Source organism: Stutzerimonas stutzeri, from assembly GCF_024448955.1.
Lineage (GTDB): Bacteria > Pseudomonadota > Gammaproteobacteria > Pseudomonadales > Pseudomonadaceae > Stutzerimonas > Stutzerimonas stutzeri_AQ.
Genome location: NZ_JAMOIH010000002.1, coordinates 277,584 through 300,376, shown reverse-complemented (window position 1 = coordinate 300,376; position 22,793 = coordinate 277,584). Strand labels below are relative to the sequence as shown.

At 62.3% G+C, this 22,793-nt stretch carries 18 protein-coding genes and 1 riboswitch; of the genes, 4 read left to right on the top strand and 14 right to left on the bottom strand.

From position 1 onward, the window contains the following. Positions 1 to 40: 40 nt before the first annotated feature. The gene (locus NA645_RS03290) at positions 41 to 2,107 is read left to right on the top strand and encodes an EAL domain-containing response regulator (protein ID WP_256047500.1); all 2,067 of its coding nucleotides are present in this window, start codon (positions 41 to 43) and stop codon (positions 2,105 to 2,107) included. An 83-nt stretch (positions 2,108 to 2,190) separates the two neighbouring features. On the opposite strand, the gene serB is transcribed toward NA645_RS03290, so the two are convergent. Further along, the gene (gene serB, locus NA645_RS03285) at positions 2,191 to 3,405 is read right to left on the bottom strand and encodes a phosphoserine phosphatase SerB (protein WP_256047499.1); all 1,215 of its coding nucleotides are present in this window, start codon (positions 3,403 to 3,405) and stop codon (positions 2,191 to 2,193) included. A 195-nt stretch (positions 3,406 to 3,600) separates the two neighbouring features. On the opposite strand from serB, the gene NA645_RS03280 reads away from it, so the two are divergent. Then, complete coding sequence (locus tag NA645_RS03280) at positions 3,601 to 5,163, top strand: AhpA/YtjB family protein (protein WP_256047498.1); 1,563 nt, start codon at positions 3,601 to 3,603, stop codon at positions 5,161 to 5,163. Positions 5,164 to 5,367: 204 nt separating this feature from the next. Here NA645_RS03280 and NA645_RS03275 read toward each other — a convergent pair whose 3' ends face one another. The 10 genes from NA645_RS03275 to nudF form a co-directional block, all read right to left on the bottom strand. Next, the gene (locus tag NA645_RS03275; RefSeq protein ID WP_256047497.1) at positions 5,368 to 6,054 is read right to left on the bottom strand and encodes a PqiC family protein; all 687 of its coding nucleotides are present in this window, start codon (positions 6,052 to 6,054) and stop codon (positions 5,368 to 5,370) included. A 195-nt stretch (positions 6,055 to 6,249) separates the two neighbouring features. Continuing rightward, positions 6,250 to 8,502, bottom strand: a complete 2,253-nt coding sequence (parC, locus tag NA645_RS03270) for a DNA topoisomerase IV subunit A (protein ID WP_256047496.1) — start codon at positions 8,500 to 8,502, stop codon at positions 6,250 to 6,252. Beyond that, on the bottom strand, positions 8,502 to 8,882 hold the full coding sequence (locus NA645_RS03265; protein ID WP_256047495.1) for a bleomycin resistance protein: 381 nt from the start codon (positions 8,880 to 8,882) through the stop codon (positions 8,502 to 8,504). Before NA645_RS03265 ends, parC begins: the two co-directional genes overlap by 1 nt. Then, on the bottom strand, positions 8,879 to 9,406 hold the full coding sequence (locus NA645_RS03260) for a retropepsin-like aspartic protease family protein (protein ID WP_256047494.1): 528 nt from the start codon (positions 9,404 to 9,406) through the stop codon (positions 8,879 to 8,881). Before NA645_RS03260 ends, NA645_RS03265 begins: the two co-directional genes overlap by 4 nt. After that, the gene (locus NA645_RS03255) at positions 9,403 to 10,386 is read right to left on the bottom strand and encodes an esterase-like activity of phytase family protein (RefSeq protein WP_256047493.1); all 984 of its coding nucleotides are present in this window, start codon (positions 10,384 to 10,386) and stop codon (positions 9,403 to 9,405) included. Before NA645_RS03255 ends, NA645_RS03260 begins: the two co-directional genes overlap by 4 nt. Then, positions 10,383 to 12,269 carry a DNA topoisomerase IV subunit B gene (gene parE / locus NA645_RS03250; protein ID WP_256047492.1) on the bottom strand — a complete coding sequence of 629 codons (1,887 nt, stop codon included), beginning with the start codon at positions 12,267 to 12,269 and terminating at the stop codon, positions 10,383 to 10,385. The genes NA645_RS03255 and parE overlap by 4 nt, the downstream gene beginning before the upstream one ends. 18 nt (positions 12,270 to 12,287) lie before the next feature. Beyond that, the gene (locus NA645_RS03245; RefSeq protein ID WP_256047491.1) at positions 12,288 to 12,905 is read right to left on the bottom strand and encodes a YqiA/YcfP family alpha/beta fold hydrolase; all 618 of its coding nucleotides are present in this window, start codon (positions 12,903 to 12,905) and stop codon (positions 12,288 to 12,290) included. Between the two features lie 152 nt (positions 12,906 to 13,057). Continuing rightward, the gene (gene cpdA / locus NA645_RS03240) at positions 13,058 to 13,867 is read right to left on the bottom strand and encodes a 3',5'-cyclic-AMP phosphodiesterase (protein ID WP_256047490.1); all 810 of its coding nucleotides are present in this window, start codon (positions 13,865 to 13,867) and stop codon (positions 13,058 to 13,060) included. Between the two features lie 178 nt (positions 13,868 to 14,045). Next, on the bottom strand, positions 14,046 to 14,492 hold the full coding sequence (locus NA645_RS03235; protein ID WP_256047489.1) for a DUF1249 domain-containing protein: 447 nt from the start codon (positions 14,490 to 14,492) through the stop codon (positions 14,046 to 14,048). Beyond that, the gene (gene nudF, locus NA645_RS03230) at positions 14,489 to 15,106 is read right to left on the bottom strand and encodes an ADP-ribose diphosphatase (protein WP_256047488.1); all 618 of its coding nucleotides are present in this window, start codon (positions 15,104 to 15,106) and stop codon (positions 14,489 to 14,491) included. Before nudF ends, NA645_RS03235 begins: the two co-directional genes overlap by 4 nt. Positions 15,107 to 15,322: 216 nt before the next feature. Between nudF and NA645_RS03225 the strand changes: the two genes are divergently transcribed. Then, positions 15,323 to 16,063 carry an RsiV family protein gene (locus NA645_RS03225; RefSeq protein ID WP_256047487.1) on the top strand — a complete coding sequence of 247 codons (741 nt, stop codon included), beginning with the start codon at positions 15,323 to 15,325 and terminating at the stop codon, positions 16,061 to 16,063. On the opposite strand, the gene cytX is transcribed toward NA645_RS03225, so the two are convergent. Beyond that, positions 16,029 to 17,330, bottom strand: coding sequence for a putative hydroxymethylpyrimidine transporter CytX (gene cytX, locus NA645_RS03220; RefSeq protein WP_423836556.1), 1,302 nt, complete (start codon positions 17,328 to 17,330; stop codon positions 16,029 to 16,031). The two genes, NA645_RS03225 and cytX, sit on opposite strands and share 35 nt — an antisense overlap. 193 nt (positions 17,331 to 17,523) lie before the next feature. Beyond that, entirely contained in the window at positions 17,524 to 19,404 is a 1,881-nt protein-coding gene (gene thiC / locus NA645_RS03215) for a phosphomethylpyrimidine synthase ThiC (RefSeq protein WP_272891947.1), read from the bottom strand. A gap of 102 nt (positions 19,405 to 19,506) precedes the next feature. Then, positions 19,507 to 19,613, bottom strand: a riboswitch (TPP riboswitch). Positions 19,614 to 19,798: 185 nt separating this feature from the next. Here thiC and NA645_RS03210 point away from each other — a divergent pair. Beyond that, on the top strand, positions 19,799 to 21,253 hold the full coding sequence (locus tag NA645_RS03210) for a TolC family outer membrane protein (protein ID WP_256047486.1): 1,455 nt from the start codon (positions 19,799 to 19,801) through the stop codon (positions 21,251 to 21,253). Between the two features lie 42 nt (positions 21,254 to 21,295). Here the strand turns inward: NA645_RS03210 and waaA are convergent, their stop codons facing one another. Beyond that, positions 21,296 to 22,561, bottom strand: a complete 1,266-nt coding sequence (gene waaA, locus NA645_RS03205; protein WP_256047485.1) for a lipid IV(A) 3-deoxy-D-manno-octulosonic acid transferase — start codon at positions 22,559 to 22,561, stop codon at positions 21,296 to 21,298. Between the last annotated feature and the right edge of the window lie 232 nt (positions 22,562 to 22,793).

Here is a 22,793-nt window from a genome sequence, read left to right as displayed (position 1 = left end):
CCCCCACGCCCCGTCTACGGCGCGTTCCAAAGCTGCTGCCATGGCCCCGCAAAAGAAAACCATCCGCCTGCTGATCCTCGAGGACTCGCAGAATGAAGCCGAGCGACTGGTCAGCCTGTTTCGTAACGCGGGCCAGGCGACACGCGTGCACCGTCTCACATCGAGTGAGGATCTTGCCGATGCGCTGCAGCAGACCTGGGATCTACTGATCAACGCGCCCACCAGCGTCAATCTCGACCCCGCGGAAGCCATAGGCGCCATCCGCAAGCATGCCAAGGACATCCCGATCATCCAGCTGATCGACGGTAACGATGCCGACGCGATCACCGAAGCCCTCGCGCTGGGTGCGCAAGGCGCGCTGCCTCAGGGTGAAGACGAGTGGCTGATCCTGATTGCCAAACGTGAACTGGCAAACCTCGAGGAGCGCCGCGCACGCCGCTCCGCGGAGCTGGCACTGCGTGAAGCCGAGAAGCGCTGCCAGCTGTTGCTCGACAGCTCGGTGGACGCCATCGCTTACGTCCACGACGGCATGCATATCTACGCCAACCGAGCCTACCTCGACCTGTTCGGCTACGAGGACGTGGACGAACTCGAAGGCATGCCGATGATCGACCTGATCGCTTCCTGTGATCAGGGAGAATTCAAAGGCTTTCTGAAGAACTATCAAAGCCTGCAAGGCAGCGCCGAACTGGTGTGTGGCGGCATTCGCGCCGATGGCGGCAACTTCAAGGCGCGCATGCATTTTTCACCGGCCAGCTATGACGGCGAACCGTGCATACAGGTGGTCATCCGTGCGGAAAGCGACAATGCCGAGCTGGAAAAACTGCGCGAGATCAGCAGCCAGGATCTGGTGACGGGACTGTACAACCGCAACCATTTCCTCGGATCGCTGGATGCCGCCATCGAGCGCGCGGTAAATGCCGCCCAGCGTTCTAGCCTCGCCTACATCCGCGTCGACCGCTTCGCCAGTCTGCAAGCCGAAATCGGCCTGGGCGACTCGGACCGTCTGCTGGCCGAGTTGGCCCAGCTGCTGCGCGAGCAATTCAAAGAGACGGCCGAGCTGGCTCGCTTCGGTGACGACGCGTTTGCGGTGCTGGCACCCGAGACTACGCCGCAGCAACTCGAGCAACCGCTGACTAAATTGCTGCGCAAGGTCGAGGGCCATCTCTTCGAAATCGGCGGTCGCACCGTGCAGACCAGCCTCAGCATCGGTGCCGCCGCGCTCGATGAACAGACAGCCAAGGCTCGCGACGTGATCGACCGTGCCCACCGCTGTGCCGAAGAGCTCACCGATGGCAATGCGCTGAGCATCTACAATCCGGCCGACGAGCTGGCCGCTGCCGCTAGCCGCGGCAACGTCTTGGCGATGCTGCAGCAGGCGCTGGAAAAGAACAGCTTCCGTCTGCTATTTCAACCGATCATCAGCCTGCGTGGTGACAGCCACGAGCATTACGAAGTCCTGCTGCGCCTGCTCGACCCGCAAGGTGTGGAAGTACCGCCGGCGGAATTCCTCGGCGCCGCGAAAGAAGCAGGCTTGGCTACTCGGATCGACCGCTGGGTACTGCTCAACTCGATCAAGCTGCTCGCCGAGCACCGCAGCAAAGGCCACAGCACACGACTGTTCGCCCACCTGTCGAGCGCCAGCTTGCAGGATCCGTCATTGCTCAGCTGGCTCGGGGTTGCGCTCAAGGCGTCGCGTCTACCACCTGATTCGCTGGTGTTCCAGCTCGATGAAAACGACGCCGTCGCCTATCTAAAGCAGGCAAAGGCGCTCAACCAAGGACTAACCGGACTGGGCTGTCGCATCGCCCTGAATCAGTTCGGCTGCGTGCTGAACCCGTTCAACACGCTCAAGCACCTCGATGCCGAGTTCGTGAAGATCGACGGCTCCTACACCCAAGACCTGAGCCGCCAGGAAAACCAGGAAGCACTCAAGCAGCTGCTGGCCGACCTTCACGAACAGAACAAACAGACCATTGTCCCCTTCGTCGACAGCGCCACCGTGCTGGCCACGCTGTGGCAAGCCGGTGTCGGCTACATTCAGGGGCAGTATCTGCAAGGCCCGAGCCAGTCGATGGACTACGATTTCTCTTCGGACGACGAATAGCTGGAAGCTGGTCAGTTTGCGGCCTGTCAGTAATCAGTCAAGCCGCCCAACTACCTATTCTAGCTTCAGGCTTCCAGCTGCCTTTACTCCGTCCCTTCCCGGTCCCTGAACCCCAGCAGGTAAAGAATCCCGTCCAGCCCCAGGGTTGAAATCGCCTGCTTGGCCGACTGCTTGACCAAGGGTTTTGCCCGGAACGCCACACCCAGCCCGGCTAATCCGAGCATGGGCAGATCGTTGGCGCCGTCGCCGACGGCGATGGTTTGTTCCAGGCGCAAGCCTTCCCGCTCGGCGAGCTCGCGTAGTAAATCGGCCTTGCGCTGAGCGTCGACGATGGGCTCCTGGGCGATGCCAGTGAGTTTGCCGTCGACGATCTCGAGTTCGTTGGCGTACACGTAGTCGATGCCGAGCCTAGTTTGCAGCTGGCGCGCGAAATAGGTGAAGCCACCGGACAGGATCGCGGTCTTGTAGCCCAGCCGCTTCAGCTCGGCAAACAGCAGTTCGGCGCCCTCGGTAAGCCGCAAGCTGGCACCGACCTCAGCTAGCGCGCACTCTTCCAGGCCTTCGAGCAGCGCCAGGCGCTCCTTGAAACTGGCGCGGAAGTCCAGTTCGCCGCGCATCGCACGCTCGGTAATCTCCGCCACTTGATCGCCGACGCCGGCCACCTTGGCCAGCTCGTCGATCACTTCCGCCTCGATCAGCGTCGAGTCCATGTCGAACACCGCCAGCCGGCGATTGCGTCGGAACACCGAGTCGCGCTGAAAGGCGATATCGACGTTCAGCTCCTGCGCCACGCTAAGAAACTCCGCACGCAGCGCCGCCGTATCAGCGGGCTCGCCGCGCACCGAGAACTCGATGCAACCCTTACCGAGCTCCTCTGGCATATCTAATGGCTGGCGACCGGAGAGACGGTCGATGTGATCGATGTTGAGGCCATACTTGGCAGTGATCGAGCTGACTCGCTGCAACTGTTCTGCGGTGACCTTGCGAGTCAATAGCGTGACGATGTGCCGAGGCTTTCCTTGGCCAGCGACCCACTGCTGGTAGTCCTCCTCAGCAACCGGGGTGAAGCGCACCTGCTGATCATGCTTGTAGCCCATGAACAGCACGTCCTTGAGCACCGAAGAAGCGCCTTCGGTATCCGGGATCTCGACCAGGATGCCGAACGACAGGGTGTCGTGAATCACGGCCTGACCGATATCGAGGATATTCACGCCCCCCTGGGCGAGCACGCCGGTAATGGCCGCGGTCAGCCCGGGGCGATCTTCCCCGGTGATGTTGATCAGGACGATTTCGCGCAAGGCGCAACTCCTATGGCAAAGAAGGCGGGCATTCTACAACAGCCGGCCCACCGCGGCGCACCACGCTGGACGGCCACCTGCCACGAGTCGACGGCGGCACTCTGCAATTCGTCTGCTTTGACCGAGGGACCTTCAGCCGCCAGTGCGCTTTCCGTATACTGCGCGGCACTTTCCTTAAGAGTAGAGCCGCGCTCTGTGAACCGGCCCGCATCCGTCAAACCCGACAATTTCTTTTTGCTGATCTATCGTGCATTACGCCAGCGGCGCGTCCCGCTGGTGCTGCGGATAGCCAGTCACACGCTGCTGCTGGTCGCCCTGGCGCTGATCATGTATGCCTGGGTCATGGGCATGCAGTTCAAGCACGCCATGGAGCAGCATACCGATGCGCTGGGTCAGAGCCTGATCACCCAGACAGCCGCCTCAGCGACCGATCTGCTGGTGGCCAATGACATCCTCAGCCTCAACGTGCTGTTGAGTAACCTGGTGAAGAACCCGCTGGTGGCGCACGCAGCGGTTTACAGCGTCGACAACCGAATCTTGGCGGAATCGGGAACACGCCCGCCGAGAAACCTGCTGGGCGACGAGGAAGGTCTTTATTCCACTCCCATCAGCTTCCAGGAAGTGATTGCCGGGCATCTGCGCATCAGCCTCGACATGCGCCAGCTTCAGCAGCCGATGACCATCAGCCTGCAGAGCATGGGCCTGCTCAGCCTGATCCTTCTGGCGCTGACCCTGATGCTCAGCATGCGCCTGGGCCGGCAACTCTCGCTGCCTCTGATGCAGCTGCGCCTATGGCTGCGCGACCCGGACGATCCTGCCCCCGGTGCGGGTCGGCAGGATGAGATCGGTGATCTCGCGCGGCAACTGCAGGCCCGCCTGGTGCCAGAAGAGCCCGAGCCGGAGATCGAGCTGGGCGACAGCATGCAGGATATCTACTCGGCGCATATCGACCTGCCGGTGGTGACCACTGATGCAGACCACGAGCATCTCGAGGACGATCGTCTCGAAGATGAGGATGACTACCCGCGCGCTGACGACTACCGGCCAGACGCGCCCATCGAAGCCGATGACTTCGATCCCTTCCATGACGACCCGCCGCTGGAAGAAACCAAGCCAGAACCGGTATCTACCCCGACTCGCGCACCTGTAATAGCCTTACCCGCAGCGCCAGTCGCGGCGACAAAAAGCGGCGTACTGGCGATTCAGCTCGGCGCTCAGGAGCAACTTCGCCGCCTGCCGCGCGCGCGGCTTACCGAATTGCTGCAGCGCTACCGGGACTGCCTGCAGCAGGCAGCGACCCTCTATCAGGCCGAGCTGCATACGCTCAACGATGGCAGCAGCCTGATGTTGTTCCATAGCCAGGACGACGAGCAGAACTACCTGACCCACGCGCTGTGCTGCGGTGAGCTGATGCGTGCGCTCGGACATGCGCTGCAGATCGAAGTCGCCGACAGCGGCATCACCCTGCAATTGCAGCTGGGCCTGACCCAGGGCGAAGGTCTCTACGACCTCAGCCAGGGCGACTTGCTGCTCAGCGAGCCGGCACAAGCAGCGCTGGCCATGTCGCAGCACAGCCGTAACCTGCTGCTGGTCGAGCGCGGTATCGGTGAAGATAACCTGATCCGGCAACGCGCACGCATCCGCCCGATCGCCAGCCCGGAGGGCGCCTGCTGCGTCGAGCGCCTGCTCGAACCCTATCCCTCCCTGCTCGAGCGTCAGCTCGCGCGCATGCACGAGTTGCGCAATCGCGGTAGCTGACGCGAAATCAAGATTTGTAGGGCGGGTGAAATCCGCCAAGCGCGCCCTACAGACACAGGATTCACTCAACGACATGAACCCGTAGGGCCGAATTCATTCGGCCACCGACCCACCAACGGCCCGACGAACAGCTGACCGGACGCAGGATGGATTAGCCGAAGGCGTAATCCATCGATGGAAGCCCGAACGTCGCGCCCTCGGACCTCAGAAGCGAAACACTTCCAGATCGGTCCTGATCGGCTCGGCCGCAGGGATTGCCGGTGGAGAAGGCTCCGCCTTGCGCGGCGTTTTGATTTCGCGCTTTACACGCGTTTGGGCAACGACAGCCGGCTCGATAGCGTTCGCCATCATTTCGCTCAGCCGCTGCAACAGCAGGCTCTGCGCGCGCACCTGATCGGTCGTGCTGCCCTGATGCTCTTCCTGCAACCGCACCAGACGGCTGGATTGCCGCTTGCCCTGTTTGTCCAGCAGGCGCCACTGAGCTTCCAGCACGGCGGGATGCTGCGGGCCGGAGTCCAGCCGCGTAATGCTCACTTCGACCTGTACGTCGGGCGTGAAGCCCTTGCTTCCCGGGCTCAGCTCCAGGCGCTGGGTCTTCAGTTGCGAGGCCAGTTGGCGCAACAGCAGTTGATCGACATCGCCCTTCAGGCTACCGGCCCAGCGCGCCCGCTGCCCTTCGTTCGCCAGGCTGCCGTCGGGCAGACGCTGCAACAGCACATCGCGCTGCAGATAATCGGCCAACACCACCGGCCCAAGCATCACTGCAGCACCGTCGTCCTTTGTCGGCAATTCGACGACGCCGTTGTCGAGGCGATACATGGGTACAGGTTGAATGACGCAGCCGGTGAGGCTGGCGCAGGCCAGCAGCAATACAGTTGTGAAACGCCGCACGTTCGTCTTTCCTTGCACCGGCCTGACCGCCTGCAGACATTACGCTCTGCCGTCATTGGTTGGCCCAGTGCCGATTATCTTCGGCTCTCGATGCGAGCGTCGATTGCAACGCATCGAGAAGGATGAATTTGGGAGGCCGCTATCTTCCGTGAAACAGCCATTGGACGCCAGCCTCTCGCGACTGCAGGCCTCGGTTCACGCCTCGACCTGCAACGAGTCCACACGCTGGAAGCCACGCGGCAGCTTGTTTCCGCGCCGTCCGCGCTCGCCCTTGTAGTGCTCGAGGTCATCGGCCTTGAGCGACAAGGTACGCTTGCCGGCCTGCAGTATCAGCGTCGCTCCCTCGGGCAGCACGGCAAGATCGGTCAGGTATTCATCGCGACTGGCGACGCGATCGCCAGGAATGCTGACGATCTTGTTGCCTTTGCCCTTGCCCAGCTGCGGCAGATCGCGGACCGGGAACACCAACAACCGCCCCTCGGTGGTGACGGCCGCCAGCCAATCCTGATCTCGGCTCTTCAGCGGACGCGGCGCGACGACACGCGCGCCGGCCGGCAAGGATAGCAGCGCCTTACCCGCCTTGTTCTTGGCCTGCAGATCCTCGCCTTTGACCACGAAGCCGTAACCGGCATCCGAGGCGATCACGTACAACGCCTCGTCATCCGGCAACAGCACGCATTCGAAACTGGCACCTGGCGGTGGCGTCAGGCGGCCAGTGAGCGGCTCGCCCTGACCCCGCGCCGACGGCAGCGAGTGCGCTGCCAGCGAATAGCTACGGCCAGTGGAGTCGATGAATACAGCATATTGATTGGAGCGACCGGCGGAGGCGGCCCGGAAGCCATCGCCGGCCTTGTACGACAGCCCGGTCGCGTCGATATCGTGGCCCTTGGCGCAACGCGCCCAGCCCTTCTCGGAAATCACCACGGTGATCGGCTCGGACGGCAGCAGTTCGTTTTCCGACAGCGCCCTGGCCTCGGCCCGCGCCACGATGGGCGAACGGCGGTCGTCGCCGTAGGTTTCGGCGTCTTCCAGCAGTTCCTTGCGCACCAGCTTCTTCAGCTTGGTCTCACTGCCGAGCAGCGCCAGCAGCTTGTCGCGTTCCTTGGCCAGTTCATCCTGCTCGCCGCGAATCTTCATTTCTTCCAACCGTGCCAATTGGCGCAGCCGGGTGTCGAGAATGTAGTCAGCCTGCAGTTCGGACAGCTCGAAGCGCGCCATCAGCACCGGCTTGGGCTGGTCCTCGGTGCGGATGATGTGAATCACCTCGTCGAGGTTGAGGAAGGCAACCAGCAAGCCTTCCAACAGATGCAGGCGTTTCTCGACTTTGTCCAACCGGAACTGCAAACGGCGGCGAACGGTGCCGATGCGGTAGGTCAGCCACTCGGACAGCAGCGTCTTGAGGTTTTTGACCTGCGGCCGGCCATCGAGACCGATGACGTTGGTGTTGACCCGATAGCTGGACTCCAGCTCGGTGGTGGCGAACAGGTGCTGCATCAGTTCATCGGCATCGACCCGGTTGGAGCGCGGGATGATGACGATTCGGCACGGGTTCTCGTGATCCGATTCGTCACGCAGATCGGCGACCATGGGCAGCTTCTTGGCCTGCATCTGTGTGGCGATCTGCTCCAGCACCTTGGCGCCGGATACCTGATGCGGCAACGAGGTGACGACGATGTCGCCATCCTCGACCCGGTACACGGCGCGCATGCGCACCGAACCGCGCCCGGTTTCGTAGATCTTCAACAGGTCCGCACGCGGCGTGACGATTTCCGCCTCGGTCGGATAATCCGGTCCCTGAACGTGTTCGCAGAGCTGTTCGACCGTGGCGCCGGGCTCGTCGAGCAGGCGCACACAGGCCGCGGCGACTTCGCGCAGATTGTGCGGCGGCACGTCGGTGGCCATGCCCACTGCGATGCCCGTCGTGCCATTGAGCAGCAGGTTGGGCAGGCGCGCCGGCAGGGTCGCCGGCTCGTCGAGTGTGCCGTCGAAGTTCGGCACCCAGTCGACGGTGCCCTGCCCAAGCTCGGACAACAGCACCTCGGAATAGCGCGACAAGCGTGCCTCGGTGTAGCGCATGGCGGCGAACGACTTCGGATCGTCGGGCGCACCCCAGTTGCCCTGGCCATCGACCAGCGTGTAGCGATAGCTGAACGGCTGCGCCATCAGCACCATGGCTTCGTAGCAGGCCGAATCCCCATGGGGGTGGAACTTGCCGAGTACGTCGCCGACGGTACGCGCCGACTTCTTGTGTTTCGAATCGGCGTTCAGTCCCAGCTCGCTCATGGCATAGACGATGCGCCGCTGCACCGGCTTCAAGCCATCGCCGATATGCGGCAGCGCGCGATCCATGATCACGTACATGGAGTAGCTGAGGTAGGCCTGCTCGGTAAAATCGGCGAGGGAGCGCCGCTCCACGCCATCCAGGCTCAGGTCGATAGTTTCGCTCATCAGCAGTTTTCTTCAGAAAAAGTTGGATGACTCACGGCTGTCTCGCCGAACTTGAGCAGGTTGCCGTGGATGTCGATAACGTACAGTTCTTTCATGCCCCAGGGCCGCAGCACCGGGGCCTTCAAGGCCAGGCCGCGCTGGCTGAACTCTTCATACAACGCCTGGCAATCGCCGGTACGCACGTAGCAGGAGGTATTTTCCGCCAGGTGCCGCTCGGCGCAGAGCCAGAAGTGCAGTTCGGACCCGTCGCGTTCCAGAATCAGGTAATCAGCGGCTTGCAGCAGCGTGCGAAAGCCGAGGAAGGAGCTGTAGAAGGCCCGGCTTTCATCTAGGTCCAGCGAGGCCAGTACCGGTACTGTCGCCTGCATGAGTGGGCTCATGGTCGATCCGTGGCGTGTTGGCGCAGCACCAGAGTGCCGGCGCGCTGGGTGAATTCGAGTTGTTTCAAGGCGCTCATGCCGAGCAGCACCTGCTCGCCGCCGAAGCCTGGCGCGATGAGCGCACGCACGTCCTGCAGAACGATATCGCCAAGTGCAAGGCTGTCGAGCACCGTGCGATAGCCAGTGGTTTGACCGTTGGCTGTCTGCAACCGCACCGGCGCGCCGCGCGCGAGATCCAGCGCTTCGGCCAGTTCTGCCGGTATGGCAACGTCGGTGGCGCCGGTATCCAGCAGGAAGGTCACCGGCTGGCCATTGATCAGCCCATCAGCGACGAAGTGGCCCTGGATATTGCTCTCCAAGTGAACCTCGATCTGGTCGCCCTGCACGACGGAAACAGGCTCGCGGTTGGGGTTGAAGCGACTTTGTTCCCAGTCGGCAAAAAAACGAGTGGCCAGCAACAGAGCCGCACCCCACGCCAGGACCAGCATGACGCGGCCGGCGCGACGACCGGCAGGCTGTGTCACTGCTTGGCACCCCAGCCGCCTTTGGGCGCGGCGAAGCGCCAAACGATGGGACGCTTTTCGCCATCGGCGCGCGTAAGCTGATTATTGTCGACGCCGATCCAGGCGCCTTCGGCATCTATCGATAGGGCCTCGGCATTGCCGAACGGTGTGTCATAGCGACGGGAGTCTGCCAATGCCGTAGCGGCATAGGACCAGCACGCCTCGCTATCGCCAGTCGCAGGCTTGCGCCGACAGATCTGGTGGGGGACAGGTTCCAGGGTGAACAACTTGTCCGCGTGGAAAGCGAGGCCGGAGAACCTTCGCGGCTGATCGGTTTCGTTCATCGCTGGCGGCGGTGACTCGCGCCCTCCTTCGGCCAGCAATACGCAGCCGCCGGTACACTCCCAGACGCTCTGCTTGCGATGCATCACCAGCAGGCCACGGCGACTGTGCTCGGCCGCCAGCCACAGGCGATTGGCGTCCGGATCGACAGCGACACCCTCGAACATGGCGTTGAATTGGAGCAGCATTCCACTCGCGCGCGCCTGACGAACGACACCGGCGGGCAGGTTAAGCCACTCGGCGGTGCCTGCCGGACTGACACGCAGCACAGCGGCGTGCGCTTCGCTAACCAGATAGCGGTTACCCAGACGGTCGCAACTCAGGCCCTCGAAATCCATTTCGCCACCGCGCAACAGGCCGGTAACGGCGGCACGCATGCGCACCCCCCATGACAAACCGGTATTCGGCACGGGCGGCAACTCAAAGCGCTCGGCTTCCGCACGCCAGACGGTATCACTGGCATCAAGGCGATACAGGACGTTGTCCTCACGATCCGATACTGCCCACAGCCCATCGCCGCACCAGGCCAGCCCGGACAAGTTGCCTTGAGCGATCCCTTCGACAGGGTGCTCGCTGATCAGCGACAGTTCGGGAGCGGCGGCGACGGCCCAGGCTGGTGTCGTCAGCGCAAACAACAGAGCCATCCAGCGCTTGTTCAAATCAGCACCTCGGCAAGGTTGCCCTTGGATTCGAGCCAGCTCTTGCGATCGCCCGCGCGCTTCTTGGCCAGCAGCATGTCCATCATTTCACGTGTACCGTTGAAATCATCGAGCGTCAGCTGCACCAGCCGGCGCGTGTTCGGATCCATGGTGGTTTCGCGCAGCTGCGGTGGATTCATTTCGCCGAGGCCCTTGAAGCGGGTGACCTGCGGCTTGCCGCGGCGCTTCTCTGCCGTCAGACGGTCGAGGATGCCATCGCGCTCGGCCTCGTCCAGGGCATAGAAAATATCCTTGCCCAGATCGATGCGGTAAAGCGGCGGCATGGCGACATAGACATGCCCGGCCTCTACCAACGGACGGAAATGCTGGACGAACAGCGCGCAGAGCAACGTGGCGATGTGCAGGCCATCCGAGTCGGCATCGGCCAGAATGCAGATCTTGCCGTAACGCAGTTGCGACAAATCGGACGAGCCCGGGTCTAGCCCGATGGCGACGGCAATGTGGTGCACTTCCTGACTGGCGAGCACCTCGCCGCCGTCCACTTCCCAGGTATTGAGGATCTTGCCGCGCAACGGCAGGATCGCCTGGAATTCCTTGTCCCGCGCCTGCTTGGCGGAGCCGCCGGCCGAATCTCCCTCGACCAGAAACAGCTCGGAGCGCGCCGGGTCCTGTCCGGCGCAGTCGGCCAATTTGCCAGGCAGTGCCGGCCCTTGGGTAATGCGCTTGCGTTCGACTTTTTTGCTGGCCTTGAGTCGGCGCCCGGCATTGCTGATGGCCAGCTCGGCCAGCTGCAGGCCCAGTTCAGGGTGAGCGTTGAGCCACAGGCTGAAGGCATCCTTGACCACGCCGGAAACGAATGCCGCCGCCTCGCGGGATGACAGGCGCTCCTTGGTCTGGCCGGAAAACTGCGGTTCCTGCATTTTCGTCGAGAGCACGAAGGCAATCCGCTCCCACACGTCCTCCGGCGCCAGCTTGACGCCACGCGGCAGCAGACTGCGAAACTCGCAGAACTCGCGCATGGCGTCCAGCAACCCCTGGCGCAGGCCATTGACGTGAGTGCCGCCCTGCGCCGTCGGGATCAGATTGACGTAACTTTCCTGGACATTATCGCCACCCTCCGGCAGCCACAACAGTGCCCAGTCGACCGCCTCCTTGTTACCGGCCAGGCTGCCGCAAAACGGCTCATCAGGCAGACGGGCGAACTCGCTGACGGCATCGGTCAGGTACGAACGCAGCCCATCCTCGTAATGCCATACGACTTTCTCGCCGGTGTTCTTGTCCTCGAAACTGACGTTCAGCCCAGGACAGAGCACGGCTTTCGCCTTGAGTACGTGCTTGAGCCGGCTGATCGAAAATTTCGCCGAGTCGAAATACTTCGGGTCCGCCCAGAAATGCACGCTAGTGCCGGTGTTGCGCTTACCAACCGTACCGATGACATCCAGTTCGCTGGCTTTGAAACCGTCGACAAAGGCCATGCGATATTCGTTGCCGTCGCGCTTGACCGTCACTTCCACCCGCGTCGACAACGCGTTGACCACGGAGATACCGACCCCATGCAGGCCGCCGGAGAACTGGTAATTCTTATTCGAAAATTTGCCGCCGGCATGCAACTTGGTGAGGATCAGCTCGACGCCCGAGACACCTTCTTCGGGATGTATATCCACCGGCATTCCACGACCGTCGTCGATCACCTGAAGGGAATTGTCCTGATGCAGAATCACCTGCACGGAGCTGGCATGGCCCGCCAGCGCCTCGTCGACGCTGTTGTCGATGACTTCCTGGGCCAGATGGTTGGGCCGCGAGGTGTCGGTGTACATGCCCGGACGCTTGCGCACCGGATCCAGGCCGGAGAGGACTTCAATGGCTTCGGCGGTATAAGACATGTGCGTCTCTTGATGTCCTTATGATTCGGAGAAATCGAGCTCTGCAAAGATGCCCGGATCGAAGCCGGCGAAGGCCAGCAACGCGGGAATTCGCTTAGCGAACCCCTGGAAACCGTGATCGCCGCCGGCCTGGATGCGTAGCGCGCAGCCCTTGTAGAAATCCGCCGCGTGGCGGTAATCCAGCGTCTCATCGCCCGTCTGCAGCCAGACCTGATAGCGCTCGGCATCCTGTGGCGGCGGTACTTCCAGCCCGGCCAAGGCAACGACATGGTCTTCGGTCAGATCCCAGACTTCGCCCGTGTAGAGATTGGTCTGCGGCCCGAGGTAACCATCGAAGCGACGGTGCGGCGTCACGGCCGGATTGATCAGCAGCGCCTTAAGCCCGTGGCGCTCGGCGAGGTGCGTTGCATAGTATCCGCCGAGGGAGCTGCCGACCAGCACGGGGCGTCCCAGCTCGGCGATTGCCGCCTCCAGCTGGGCGATGGCCTGGCGCGGATGATGATGCAATGCCGGCACTCGCAGCCATGCACTCATGCCAATGCGCTCCAGCGCCGCGGTTAATTGGCTGGCCTTTTGCGACAGCGGGGAGCTGTTGAGGCCGTGCATATAGAGGATGGCGGGTTGCGTGCGGGTCATGCTGGTTCGCTGGGCTGGCAAAAGACGGAAAGGCTACTAGGCGAGACGCGCTGGCTGCAAGCCGCTAGCGAATCAGTATCGGGGCTTACGCCCGCGCGCCGCTCAAGCCTTTTGGGTTGGCTCTTGCTTGAAGCTCGTGGTTCGTAGCTGACTCAATAGCCTTTAATGCTGTGATCTACCTTGAAGGTCATGCCGACCACTCGGGAGACGCCTGTTTCCAGACGTCCATCATCATGGAGACGCAACCAGCGATAACCCGGTGCAAGCGTATCGACCTGGAATTCCTCACTGCCCGGGGCGAACTGCACGCCCGTCGACGGCGTTGCCAGGAGCCTGATATCGCCGCGCTGGTCGTCGAACTCCTGGTGAATGTGCCCCCAGAGCACAGCCTGAACACAAGGGAAGCGGTCGAGCACTGCAAATAGTGCGTCGCGGTTACGCAGCCCGATGCTGTCCATCCAACGGCTGCCGATGGTGACCGGATGATGATGCAAACAGACGAGATGATGACGCTGCGGTGCGTCCTGCAGGGTCCGTTCGAGCAATTCCAGTTGATCATCGCGAAGCATGCCGAATACCGAACCCGGCACCAGCGTATCGAGCATGATGACCCGCCACGCACCGATATCCAGCACGGGCGCCATCATCTCACTGCCACGAGTGGCCTCCTGCATGGCTGGCAGCTCGTCATGATTGCCCGGACACCAGCGTGCCGGCGCATCGATACGCTCGGACAGCTGGCGGAAACGCTGATAGGACGCAAGCGAACCATCCTGAGACAGATCGCCGGTCGCCAGAATCAGGTCGACGCGGGGCTGCTCGGCCAGCACCCGATCGACCACGCGCTGCAGACTTTCGCCCGTATCCATGCCCAGCAGTTTGCCGCCCGCCTCGGCGAACAGATGACTGTCGGTCAACTGCACCAGCAGCACCGAGTCTTTTTCAATGAGGGGCGCAGCCAAGACCCGTCTCCTTTGGCGAAATCGCAGCAGAATTATGGTGGCTGGCGGTTGCGGGGGTAAACCGCGCGATGCGGGCATGCATCACAGAAGCTGGAAGCTGCCAGCGAATCAGTGCCGGGGCTGGCGCCCAGGCGTTATCAAGCTGTCCTTCCTTGGAGCTTGCGGCTTGCAGCGGTTATCAGAGCACCGGCTCCAGCTCATGACCGCAAGCCAGGCAGTGCCTAAGCCATTCGCCGAGGAACAGGTTGAGCTGATTTTTCTCGTCGGGCTGGTGCATCTGCGCATTGGGATAGCTGTAGATACCCCGGAACCGCCGAGCATTCTCGGCGCGGATGACTTCAGCCATGCGCGCATCGTGATAGACCCGCACCTCCATCTGTGGCACCGGCAGCCACGGCAGGCAATCCTGCTGGCTGATCTGCACGGTCGTGGTGTAGGGACAGCTTTCCACTACTTTCAATGCCAGCACGCCTAATAGCCGGTCGCCCTGACTCATGGCGATACGACGAACATCGGGCTGGATGCGCATATCGGGCAGCAGCCGCATCAGCCGCAGGTAATTCGCCTCGCAGGCCGCCTGCAATTCCAGCAGGTCGACGCGGTACCGTTCAGGTGTTCGCCTCATGCCCAAGCCTCCCTGATTTCATCGCGATTCAGGGCCAGCCACTGCAATGCAATGATGCTCGCGGCGTTGTCGATACCACCGTCGCGCACGGCCTGCAATGCACGCTGCAACGACCAGACATGCACACGGATATCCTCACCTTCTTCGTCCAGGCCGAACACCCCGCCGGCATTGGAACTGTCACAACGCCCCAAATAAAGGTGCACTCGCTCGGTGCTGCCGCCAGGCGATGGGAAGTAGGTCGTCACCGGCCACAAATCGGCCACTTCCAACCCTGCCTCTTCGATGGCTTCGCGACGCGCCACCTCTTCAGGCTGCTCGTCCTTGTCGATCAGACCCGCGACCAGCTCGATCAACCAGGGATTATCGACCTTGCCCACCGCTCCGACCCGGAACTGCTCGATCAGCACGACCTCGTCGCGACGGGGATCGTACGGCAGCACACAGACCGCATCGTGACGGACGAACAGCTCACGCTCCAGTTGCCGCCCCATGTCGCCATTGAATAGGCGATGACGCAACTGGAGGCGGTCCAGACGATAGAAACCGCTGAAGCATTGCTCTCGCTCGACGATCTCGACATCATCCGGACCGGATTTGAAAATATCAGTCATGAATCACTCACATATCGGATTGTCCGGCGCCAGCCTGGCGCCGGAAGACTGCAACCGTCACGGCGTGAGCGGTCTCTCTGTTGTCATCCTAGCGCGCCGTTTATTCAGGCGCAGCCCTTTGCAGACCGCTCGCACGCGGAAAAATTACCAAACGCCCAGTTACGAACTTCACAACCCGCCGGTACTCGAAACCGCACTGCAGCCAACACAAGAGCCATGAGCCCATTGAAGCCTTTTCGCCACGTCTTCGCGTTGTTCGTCCTCAGCCTGCTACTCAGCGCCTGCCAGCACTTTCGCGGCGAGCCGCCTGTCGAGGTGCGGCAGGTCGTCAGCGAACAACGCCCCGCCGGTTGTCCAGAGCAGGACGATCGCTGCCCACTGGTCAACATCGATACCCAGTTGTTCGCCGATGAGCCGGCATTGAATGCCCTGATCGACCAACGGCTGCGGCGGATGACGATCAATAGCCCGGACGCACAGATGCCGGCATCCCTGGAGCGCTACCAGGATGATTTCCTGCGTAACGCGGAGCACGGCTGGAGCAGTTATTTGCAGGCCAAACTGCGAGAACAACATGGCTCGCTGCTTGTGGTCGAGCTGTCGAGCTACCTGTACACCGGAGGCGCTCACGGCATGCCGGGTCGCGGATTCATCAACTATGACCCGGAGCAGGACCGCGCGCTGGAACTGGCGGACGTTCTGCTTCCCGGCAAAGAAGGTGCATTCTGGCGCGCCGCCGCAAAAGCGCATCAGCAGTGGCTGTTGGCGAACGAGCACGATGCCGAGTTTTCTCGCCAGTGGCCATTCCAGAGAACCGCCAATGTCGCTCTGCTGCGCGACAAGGTGCTGCTCAAATACGACGTCTACAGCATCGCGCCCTATTCGAGCGGCCACCCTGAGCTGGAAATTCCTTACAGCGAACTCAGCGCGATTCTGAAACCGCAATATCTGCCGTAACGCGACCGAAACGGCTCAGCACCAGCAACAGCCCGCCGGAGAGGAACAGCGCCGGCAGGCTGGCACCGATTTCCGGCCAGGCGCTGGCGAGCACGTGATAAGTAGCCGCTCCACAGCCCCAGGCCAACAAGGTTTCCCAGCGCAAGCCGGCAGCCGGAGCGGCCAAGCGACCTCGGCGCCGAAGAATGTAATGATCGACCAGCACGACGCCGAACAGCGGCGCGAACACCGAGCCGATCAACAGCAGGAAATTCTGGTACTCGGCAAGCGGCGCGAGCCAGGCGATAAGCGTGCAGATTGCGCCGATCGTCAGCGCCAGGTGTTCGACCTTGAGCGGGAGCAGGATGCCGACCGAAACCGCGGCCGAGTGGATGTCGGCGAAGGCGTTTTCAGACTCGTCGAGTAGTATCAGCAACAGCGGAATGCCCAGCCCCGCACCGGCCAACGCCAGTAACAATGCGTTGACTTCACTACCGTCGGCGAACACCAGCGTGTAAGCGACACCGAGACTCATCAACCAGAAGTTGCCGGCGAAGAACCCCAACGCGGTACCGCCGAAAACACGCACGGCCGCGCGACCGAAGCGGGAATAATCGGCAATCAGCGGCAACCAGGACAGCGGCATGGCGATGGCGATATCGAAGCCCAGCGCGAACGGCATCGAACCATCGCCCCGACGAGCCCAGAGTGCCGACAGGTCCGCCTTGTCGAACAGATTCCAGGTCAGCCAGACACAGGCCCCGAGCAGCAACCAGATGCCCCATTTGCGCAATATCCGGCGTACGAAGGTCAGCGGACCGGTGACGGCCAGCAGCGTAGCAAGGCCGCCGAAGAACAAGGTCCACAATGCGGGACTGTTCAGCAGGCTGCCTTCACCAAAGGCGCGGGTCGCCAGCACGCTGGCCGCATCGCGCATGATGATAATTTCGAACGCACCCCAGCCGACCAACTGAACGAGGTTTAGCAACGCCGGCAGCACCGCACCGCGGCTGCCCAACGTGAGCTTCAGCGCAGCCATTGATGACAGGCCGGTATCGGTGCCAATCACCGCGACCGCGCCTAGCAGCAACACGCCGGCCGCGCTTCCGCATGCGATCGCCAGCAGCGCGCCGCTCATGCCCAGCCCCGGCGCTAGCAAGGCACCCAGCTGCAGCACCATCAGGCCGACGCCCAGGGAAAACCACAAGGAAAACATGTCACGACCGCCGAACACACGGTGTTCAGGGGCAACGCTTTGATGAGGGGAATAACGGCCAGGCGTGTTCACGGATAGAATTCTCAAAGGATCGTTGATGACCTGGCGGGTAAATTCACCCAGCCAGGCAAGCAAAAAAATCGTTGCCGTGCAGGAGCGAGCTTGCTCGCGAAGCCTTACTGCGCGGAGCTTTCATGCTGTTCGCGAGCGAGCTCGCGACTGCGCTTTCGTCCGGCCTCCAGCCTTCAGCGCTTTTCTACGTCTTTTAAACCTGCCTGTAGATCACCGAACCCTCATCCTTGAAGCGCTCGGCCTGTTCGGCAAAACCGGCCTCGATGGCTTTCTGCTCGTCGGTCAGGCCATTCTCCGCGGCGTACTCGCGGACTTCCTGGGTAATCTTCATCGAGCAGAACTTCGGCCCGCACATGGAACAGAAGTGCGCGACCTTGGCCGAATCCTTAGGCAGGGTTTCGTCATGGAAAGCACGCGCAGTGTCCGGGTCCAGGCCCAGGTTGAACTGATCTTCCCAGCGGAATTCGAAACGTGCCTTGGACAGGGCATTGTCGCGGATCTGCGCGCCAGGATGGCCCTTGGCGAGGTCGGCGGCATGCGCGGCGATCTTGTAGGTGATGATGCCGGTCTTGACGTCATCCTTGTTCGGCAGGCCCAGGTGCTCCTTGGGCGTGACGTAGCAGAGCATGGCGCAGCCGAACCAGCCGATCATGGCGGCGCCGATGCCGCTGGTGATGTGATCGTAGCCTGGCGCGATGTCAGTGGTCAGCGGGCCGAGGGTATAGAACGGCGCCTCGTCACAGCATTCGAGCTGCTTGTCCATGTTCTCCTTGATCAGGTGCATGGGCACGTGGCCGGGGCCTTCAATCATGCACTGCACGTCGTGCTTCCAGGCGATCTTGGTCAGTTCGCCGAGGGTTTCCAGCTCGCCGAACTGGGCGGCATCGTTGGCGTCGGCGATGGAGCCCGGACGCAGGCCGTCGCCCAGCGAGAAGCTGACGTCGTAGGCCTTCATGATTTCGCAGATGTCTTCGAAGTGGGTGTAGAGGAAGTTTTCCTGGTGATGCGCCAGGCACCACTTGGCCATGATCGAGCCGCCGCGCGAAACGATGCCCGTGACGCGCTTGGCGGTCAGCGGCACGTAACGCAGCAGCACGCCAGCGTGGATGGTGAAGTAATCCACGCCCTGCTCCGCCTGTTCGATCAGGGTGTCGCGGAACAGCTCCCAGGTCAGGTCCTCGGCGACGCCATTGACCTTCTCCAGCGCCTGGTAGATCGGCACAGTACCGATGGGGACCGGCGAGTTGCGGATGATCCACTCGCGGGTCTCGTGGATGTGCTTGCCGGTAGACAGGTCCATCACGGTGTCCGAGCCCCAGCGGATGCCCCAGGTCAGCTTGGCGACTTCTTCTTCAATCGATGAACCCAGCGCCGAGTTGCCGATGTTGCCGTTGATCTTCACCAGGAAGTTGCGGCCGATGATCATCGGCTCCAGCTCGGTGTGGTTGATGTTGGCGGGGATAATGGCGCGACCGCGAGCCACTTCGTCACGCACGAATTCCGGCGTGATTTCCTTGGGGATGCTGGCGCCGAAGCTCTGGCCCGCGTGCTGCTGATCCAGCAGGCCGGCGGCGCGGTGTTCTTGCAGCTTCATGTTCTCGCGGATGGCGATGAATTCCATCTCGGGCGTGATGATGCCCTGACGCGCATAGTGCATCTGGCTGACGTTCCTGCCCGGTTTGGCGCGGCGCGGGTTGCGCACGTGGGCGAAGCGCATGGCAGTCAGCTCGGCATCGTCCAGGCGGCGCTGGCCGAATTCGGAGCTCAGCCCCGGCAGTTTCTCGGTATCGCCGCGATCCTCGATCCAGGCGCTGCGCACATCGGCCAGGCCCTTGCGTACGTCGATGGTGACATCAGGATCGGTGTAAGGACCGGACGTATCGTAGACGGTGACCGGCGCATTGATCTCGCCACCGAAGGCGGTGGGCGTCACGTCGAGACTGATCTCGCGCATCGGCACGCGAATGTCCGGGCGTGAGCCCTGTACGTAGATTTTCTGCGAACGCGGGAAAGGCTGGATCGACTGCTGGTCGACCTGGGCGGACTCACTGAGATGTTGTTGTTCTGCACGCATCAGACTGGCTCCTCGATAGTTGTCGGAGCGAACCTGAAAAACACGGCGGGAAAAGGGCATCGGGGCGCGCCGGGATTGGCGCCGAGAGACTCGCTGGAGAACTGGCGAGCACATCTTGTTCCCTACGCAGGCCTTAACCTGATCAGGTTCAACGGGATCCGGAACTTTCCGATCTCAGCCTTCGCTTCAAGGCACCCCGACAAGAACGCGACCGAGTCTAATCAAGAGTCCGGAGGAAAGCCACGCCGATCCGCGAATGTCGCGACCGCCGGGTCATATTTGCAACGCCTCGCCAAGCCTCACCACAGGCACCTGAAAGCGCCGCCACCCCGCTTGACCGGCTGCATGGCGGCGCATAGCCTTGCCCATCACTCCGCTTCAGGGAAAGACGCACATGCTGCGTAGACTCACGCTGGCACTGGCCGTGGCCGCCTCGTCGGGGCTGGTTTGGGCCGAGACCGCGCCTCCGCTCTCCAATCGCACCGATCTGGTGAGCGTTTATCGCCAAGCCGTGGAGAACAATGCCGACCTCGCGGCGGCGCGCGCGCAGTTCAAGGCGACTCAGGAGGTCGTACCGCAGGCACGTGCCGGCTTGCTGCCGAATCTCAGCGCGGGCGCGGAGATGAGCGACACCCGCACCGACCTCGACACCGACATCGGCTCACGCTCCCTGTCGCGTAGTGGCACCGTCTATCAGGCCACCCTGAGCCAACCGATCTTCCGCGCCGAGCGCTGGTTCCAGTTGCAGGCGGCCGAAGCGATCAGCGAGCAGGCGGCGCTGGAATACTCCATTGCCGAGCAGGACCTGATCCGCCTGACCGCTCAGGCGTACTTCGCAGTCCTACGCGCGCAAGACAATCTCGCCGCCGCCAAAGCCGAGGAATCGGCCTTCAAGCGGCAGCTCGACCAGGCCGACGAACGCTTCGAAGTGGGCCTTTCCGATCGCACCGACGTGCTCGAAGCCCAGGCAGGTTTCGATACCGCGCGGGCCAATCGACTCATCGCCCAGCGCCAGGTCGACGATGCCTTTCAGGCACTGTTCACGCTGACCAATCGCGAATACCTCGCGCTGGAAGGCGTCGAGCACAGCCTGCCAGTGCTGCCGCCCACCCCGAACGACGCCAGCGCCTGGGTCAACACCGCCACTCAGCAGAACCTGGATCTGCTGGCGATCAACCAGGCGGTAAACGCGGCCGAAGAAACCCTGCGCCAGCGCCGAGCCGGCCATGCACCGACGGTCGATGCGGTGGCGCGCTACAGCAGGGGCGACAACGACAGCCTGGGCTTCTCCAATACCGGCTCCATGGATATTCCGGGCTACAGCCTGCCGCGTTACACCGGCGACGTCGAACAGCGCAGCATCGGCTTGCAGCTGAACATTCCGCTATACAGCGGCGGGCTGACCAGCTCCCAGCGGCGCGAGGCCTTTCATCAATTGACCCAAACCGAGCAGCAGCGCGAAAGCCTGCGCCGTCAGGTGGTCGAGTCCACCCGTAATCTGCATCGCGCAGTGAATACCGATGTAGAGCAGGTGCAGGCGCGCCGGCAGTCAATCATTTCCAGCCAGAGTGCTTTGGAAGCTACCGACATCGGCTATCAGGTAGGTACACGCAATATCGTCGACGTGCTCGACGCTCAGCGCCGCCTGTTCGCTGCCGTGCGCGATTACAACAACGCCCGCTATGACTACATCCTCGACAGCCTGCGCCTGAAACAGGCCGCCGGCACACTCAACCCGGGTGATCTGGAGGATCTGCAACGCTATCTGAAGGCGGACTACGATCCGGACAGCGACTTCCTGCCGCCGGATCTGTCGGAGAATTTTGGCCAGCCGGTACGCGTGGACTGACAAGCACCACCACATCTATAGGCGGTTCAGCCGCCCTATTGGCTAAAGCAGCCGTCCTAGCCCTGCCAGCAGCCGCTCCAGCGCGCCCTGATTATTTCTCAGCACACGGCTGCCAGCGGCCCGAGCCTGTTCGACACTTGCCGGATTCGTCCATAACGTCTCGATTGCCGCCGCCAGCGCGGGGGCGCTGTCCACTTCCTTCAACGCGTCGGCATCACGCAGCTGCGCGGCGATATCGAGGAAATTAAACAGATGCGGGCCGGTCAGTACGGGTTTTCCCAACGCTGCGGGCTCAAGCAAATTGTGCCCGCCGGTCGGCACCAGACTGCCGCCAACGAAGGCCACATCGGCCAGCGCAAAGAGAAACAGCAACTCGCCCATGGTGTCGCCAAGCAGCACTTGCGTCTGGGCCTGGGGCGGCTCGCCGAGGGAACGTCGGACGGTGGCGAAGTCCTGCTTCCGGCATAGCTCGTATACCGAGCCAAAGCGTTCGGGATGGCGCGGCACCAGAATCAACAGCGCGTCAGGATAGGTGTTCAACAACTGCCGATGCGCAGCCAGCAGAATTTCGTCTTCGCCTGTGTGAGTGCTGGCGCCGATCCAGATCGGCCGCATCGTGGCACCCCATTGCTGGCGGAGCTGCGCGGCCTGCTCGGGCAGCGCCGGGTCGACGCTGAGGTCGAACTTGATCGAGCCGGTTACCTCCACGCAGGCATCACGTGCGCCGAGCTGACGGAAACGCGTCGCCTCGGCTTCGGTCTGCACGGCGACGAGGCTCAGTTCCGCCAGCATAGGCGCGGTCAACCGGGCGAATCGTGCATAGCCGCGCGCCGAGCGTTCAGACAACCGCGCATTGGCCAGCGCCACGGGAATACCGCGACGCGCGCACTGGTGAATATGGTTGGGCCACAGCTCGGTTTCCATCACCACAGCCAGTTTCGGCTGCAGTCGTTGCAAGAACCGTGAAGCCGCCCAAGGCAGATCGTAAGGCAAGTAGCAATGCTGCACCGTATCGCCAAATAGCGCCTTGATCCGCTCGGAGCCGGTCGGGGTCATGCAGGTGACGGTGATCGGCAAGTACGGATAACGATCTTTCAATGCTCGGATCATCGGTGCGGCGGCAATGCTTTCGCCGACCGAGACAGCGTGCACCCAGATGCCATGCGGCTGGAATTCGGGTAGCCCAATAGCAAAGCGTTCGCCGATACGTTTCGAGTAGGCCGGCGCTTTGCGGGCACGCCAAAACAGGCGAACCACCACCAACGGCAAGGCAAGATGGAACAGCAGGGTATAGAGGGTTCGGTTCATGGCCGCGAAGTTTACTCGAAAGCTGCAAGCTGAAGCTGGTGGGCTGAAGCGGAGCGACCCGGCCCACCCTACTAGTTGAATTCAAGATTCGTTGGTAGACGTGCGTCGGGCAGCGTTCCGCGTCAGTTAGTAGGGTGGGCTTCAGCCCACCAGCAGCCAGCCCACAGCGTCTTGCCCCGCTCCCAGCTTTCCAACCATGGCTGCTACGACTACGTCGACGGTTATACTGCCG